General features: G+C 61.0%; 5 protein-coding genes. All 5 read left to right on the top strand.

Annotated features, from left to right (window positions below; genetic code table 11):
• Positions 1-1,161 (top strand): NADP-dependent isocitrate dehydrogenase (locus ACRESD_RS00225; protein ID WP_431749093.1); only part of this gene is annotated, 1,161 nt, incomplete at its 5' end.
• Positions 1,162-1,372: 211 nt separating this feature from the next.
• Positions 1,373-1,819 carry an NUDIX hydrolase gene (locus tag ACRESD_RS00220; RefSeq protein WP_431749092.1) on the top strand — a complete coding sequence of 149 codons (447 nt, stop codon included), beginning with the start codon at positions 1,373-1,375 and terminating at the stop codon, positions 1,817-1,819.
• A gap of 59 nt (positions 1,820-1,878) precedes the next feature.
• Positions 1,879-3,003: a tRNA 2-thiouridine(34) synthase MnmA gene (gene mnmA / locus ACRESD_RS00215; RefSeq protein WP_431749091.1), complete on the top strand. Its 1,125-nt coding sequence runs from the start codon at positions 1,879-1,881 to the stop codon at positions 3,001-3,003.
• Positions 3,000-3,623, top strand: a complete 624-nt coding sequence (gene hflD / locus ACRESD_RS00210) for a high frequency lysogenization protein HflD (protein WP_016969254.1) — start codon at positions 3,000-3,002, stop codon at positions 3,621-3,623. Before mnmA ends, hflD begins: the two co-directional genes overlap by 4 nt.
• Before the next feature lie 125 nt (positions 3,624-3,748).
• The coding region (locus tag ACRESD_RS00205) for a lyase family protein (RefSeq protein WP_431749090.1) at positions 3,749-4,553 on the top strand (805 nt) is incomplete at its 3' end.

Here is a 4,553-nt window from a genome sequence, read left to right as displayed (position 1 = left end):
ATGATCCGTGACTCGGGCAAGATGTGGAACACCGAAGGCCAGCTGCAGGACACCAAGGCAGTGATCCCGGATCGCTGCTACGCGACCATCTACCAGGCCGTTATCGAAGACTGCAAGCAACACGGCGCCTTCGATCCGACCACCATGGGCAGCGTACCGAACGTTGGCCTGATGGCGCAGAAAGCCGAAGAGTACGGCTCCCACGACAAGACCTTCCAGGCCAAGGCCGACGGCGTAATCCGCGTGGTTGACGGCAAGGGCAACCTGCTGCTGTCGCAGGAAGTCGAAGCCGGCGACATCTTCCGCATGTGCCAGACCAAAGACGCGCCGATCCAGGACTGGGTCAAGCTGGCCGTCAACCGCGCTCGCGCCAGCAACACGCCGGCGCTGTTCTGGCTCGACCCGCAGCGTGCCCACGACGGCGTGCTGATCGAGAAGGTCCAGAAGTACCTGAAAGACCACGACACCGCTGGCCTGGACATCCGCGTCCTGCCGCCTGTCGAGGCCATGAAGGTTTCCCTGCAGCGCATCCGTGCGGGCCAGGACACCATCTCGGTGACCGGTAACGTACTGCGCGACTACCTGACCGACCTGTTCCCGATCATGGAGCTGGGCACCAGCGCCAAGATGCTGTCGATCGTGCCGCTGATGAACGGCGGCGGCCTGTTCGAAACCGGCGCTGGCGGTTCGGCGCCGAAGCACGTGCAGCAACTGCTGGAAGAAAACTTCCTGCGCTGGGATTCCCTGGGCGAGTTCCTGGCCCTGGCCGCGTCCCTTGAGCACCTGGGCGTGACCTACAACAACCCGAAAGCCCTGGTACTGTCCAAGACCCTGGACCAGGCTACCGGGCAGTTCCTCGACAACAACAAGTCGCCATCGCGCAAAGTCGGCAACATCGACAACCGCGGCAGCCACTTCTACCTGGCGCTGTACTGGGCACAAGCCCTGGCAGCCCAGACCGAAGACGCTGCCCTGCAAGCGCAGTTCGGCGAACTGGCCAAGACCCTGAGTGAAAACGAGGCAACCATCGTTGCCGAGCTGAACGCTGTACAGGGCAAGCCAGTGGACATCGGCGGCTACTACGCGCCGAACCCGGAACTGACCAGCAAAGCCATGCGCCCAAGCAACACCCTCAACGCGGCCATTGCCAAGTTGAAGTAAGGTTGTAAGGATGCAAAGAAGCCCCGGCCTAGTGCTGGGGTTTTTGTTTGCAGACACAGCAGCTTTACTGAATAACCCGAATCAAAATGTGGGAGCGGGCTTGCTCGCGAATGCAGTGAGCCAATCAAAGATGCATTCACTGATCCACCGCATTCGCGAGCAAGCCCGCTCCCACACTGACCGCGCCATATTGCTAAATCGAGGTTTCCCCATGACCTGGCAACCCCACATCACCGTCGCCACCATCGTCGAAGACGACGGCCGCTTCCTGATGGTCGAAGAACTCAAGGGCGGCCGCGCCGTACTCAACCAGCCCGCCGGCCATCTCGACCCGCATGAAACCCTGACCGAAGCCGCCGTGCGCGAAACCCTCGAAGAAACCGGCTGGGACGTTGAAGCCACCGGTATTGTCGGGATTTACCTGTACACCGCTCCGAGCAACGGCGTGACCTATCAACGTGTCTGCTTCATCGCCAAGGCGCTCAAACACCACCCCGACTATCAACTCGACGAAGGCATCGTGCGCGCCCGCTGGCTGACCCGGGACGAACTGATAGCCCTGCGCGACGACTGGCGCAGCGAGCTGATCATCCGCTGCATCGATGATTATCTGGCCGGCCAGCGCCACAGTCTCGAATTGATCCGCCCTTCTCTTTAGCCTTGAAGGCCTGAGCCTGATAGAATCGCGTCCTTTTTCAAGACACCCGTTGAAACCCTATGCGTGATCCAGCCCCTTCTGACACACAAAAGAAGCGCGTCATCGTCGGCATGTCCGGCGGCGTGGACTCTTCCGTTTCCGCCGTTCTGCTCATGGAGCAGGGTTATGAGGTGGAAGGCCTGTTCATGAAGAACTGGGAAGAAGACGATGGAACGGAATACTGCACCGCCATGGACGACCTGGCGGACGCCCAGGCCGTGTGCGACAAGATCGGTATCAAGCTGCACACCGCCAACTTCGCCGCCGAGTACTGGGATAACGTGTTCGAGCACTTCCTGGCCGAATACAAGGCCGGCCGCACGCCGAACCCGGACATCCTGTGCAACCGTGAAATCAAGTTCAAGGCGTTCCTCGATTACGCCATGATGCTCGGCGCCGACCTGATTGCCACCGGCCACTACGTGCGCCGCCGCGATATCGACGGCCGCACCGAACTGCTCAAGGGCCTGGACCCGAACAAGGACCAGAGCTACTTCCTGCACGCAGTCGGCGGCGAACAGATTGCCAAGACCCTGTTCCCCGTGGGCGAGCTGGAAAAACCGGAAGTGCGCAAGATTGCTGAGAAGCACGGCCTGGCCACCGCCAAGAAGAAGGATTCCACCGGGATCTGCTTTATTGGTGAGCGCCGCTTCAGCGACTTCCTCAAGCAATACCTGCCGGCACAACCGGGCGAGATCAAAACCACCGAAGGTGAAGTGATCGGCCGCCACCACGGCCTGATGTACCACACCATTGGTCAGCGTCAGGGCCTGGGCATTGGCGGCCTGAAAGACGCTGGCGAAGAACCGTGGTACGTGCTGGTCAAGGACCTTGAGCACAACGAGCTGATCGTTGGTCAGGGCAATGAACATCCGTTGTTGTTCTCAGGCGCCCTGCTGGCCTCGGAAATCTATTGGGTCAACCCGATCGACCTCAGCACCCCGCGCCGCCTGACTGCCAAGGTGCGCTATCGTCAGAGCGACCAACCCTGCACCCTGGAAAAGACCGCCAACGGTTATCGCGCCACCTTCGATGACCCGCAGCGCGCGGTCACGCCTGGCCAATCCGTGGTGTTCTACGATGGTGAAATCTGCCTGGGCGGCGGCGTGATTGAAGTCGCCGAAGCTTGGAGCAACCCGGCATGAGCCCGACCCAGGAGCAATTGACGGCACTGGGTGGGGTTTTCCTCGCGGCCGTACTGGTGGACAAGATCGCCAAGACCGGCCAGGTCACCGAGGCAGGCCTGACTTGCATGCTCGGCAGCCTGCTGATACGCGACCCCAAGGACACCCTGGAAGTCTATGGTGGCGATGATCTGGCCTTGCGAGAAGGCTATCGCGCGCTGATCGGCGCCCTGGAACGCGATCCAAGTACCTTGCAACGCGAGCCGCTGCGCTACGCGCTGTCAATGCTGGGCCTTGAACGCCAATTGGCCAAGCGCGAGGACATGCTGGAGACCATCGGCAAACGCTTGCCGCAAATCCAGTCCCAGGTGGAACACTTCGGCCCGGCCCACGAGAACGTGATCGCGGCCTGCGGCGCCTTGTACCAGGACACCTTGAGCACCTTGCGCCAACGCATTCAGGTGCACGGTGACATGCGCAACCTGCAACAACCGAACAACGCCTCGAAAATCCGCGCCCTGCTCCTGGCCGGTATTCGTTCGGCGCGGTTGTGGCGCCAGTTGGGCGGCCATCGTTGGCAGTTGGTAATCAGCCGACGCAAATTGCTCAAAGAGCTTTACCCGTTGATGCGCAACGAATAAGTCGCAGCGACGGGACATTTTCAAGCCGTTACGCGTAATACGCCGGTCAGTTGGCGACGGACCGGCGGATTTTTTCATGTATGATACGCGCCCCATTTCGTTGCCCGACTGTCCGAGAACACCCCATGCAGCTCTCTTCGCTCACTGCGGTTTCCCCTGTTGACGGCCGCTACGCCGGCAAAACCCAGGCCCTGCGCCCTATTTTCAGCGAATACGGCCTGATCCGTGCTCGTGTTCTGGTTGAAGTGCGCTGGCTCCAGCGCCTGGCCGCTCATCCCGCCATCAGCGAAGTGCCGGCGTTCTCCGCCGAAGCCAACGCTGTGCTCAACACCCTGGCGGAAAACTTCTCCCTGGAGCACGCCGAGCGTGTGAAAGAGATCGAGCGCACCACCAACCACGACGTAAAAGCCATCGAATACCTGCTCAAAGAGCAAGCAGCCAAGTTGCCGGAATTGGCCCAAGTCAGCGAGTTCATCCACTTTGCCTGCACCAGCGAGGACATCAACAACCTGTCCCACGCCCTGATGCTGCGCGAAGGCCGTGATGACGTGATGCTGCCGCTGATGCGCCAGACCGCCAACGCCATCCGCGAACTGGCCATCCGCTTCGCCGACGTGCCAATGCTGTCGCGCACCCATGGCCAGCCGGCGTCGCCGACCACCCTGGGCAAAGAACTGGCCAACGTGGTGTACCGCCTGGAGCGTCAGATCGCTCAAGTCGCGGCCGTACCGCTGCTGGGCAAGATCAACGGCGCCGTAGGCAACTACAATGCTCACCTGTCGGCCTACCCTGAGATCGACTGGGAAGCCAACGCCCGCGCGTTCATCGAAGACGAACTGGGCCTGGGCTTCAACCCGTACACCACACAGATCGAACCGCACGACTACATCGCCGAGCTGTTCGACGCCATTGCGCGCTTCAACACCATCC

Source organism: Pseudomonas sp., from assembly GCF_050739995.1.
In the GTDB taxonomy this organism is placed as follows: Bacteria; Pseudomonadota; Gammaproteobacteria; order Pseudomonadales; family Pseudomonadaceae; genus Aquipseudomonas.
This window is presented reverse-complemented; position numbering and strand designations above follow the sequence as displayed.

What these genes read in the sequence shown, in the direction of transcription:
- ACRESD_RS00220 (WP_431749092.1), top strand. Translation starts at nt 1,373, where the DNA reads ATGACCTGGCAACCCCACATCACCGTCGCCACCATCGTCGAAGACGAC.
- hflD (WP_016969254.1), top strand. Translation starts at nt 3,000, where the DNA reads ATGAGCCCGACCCAGGAGCAATTGACGGCACTGGGTGGGGTTTTCCTC.
- mnmA (WP_431749091.1), top strand. Translation starts at nt 1,879, where the DNA reads ATGCGTGATCCAGCCCCTTCTGACACACAAAAGAAGCGCGTCATCGTC.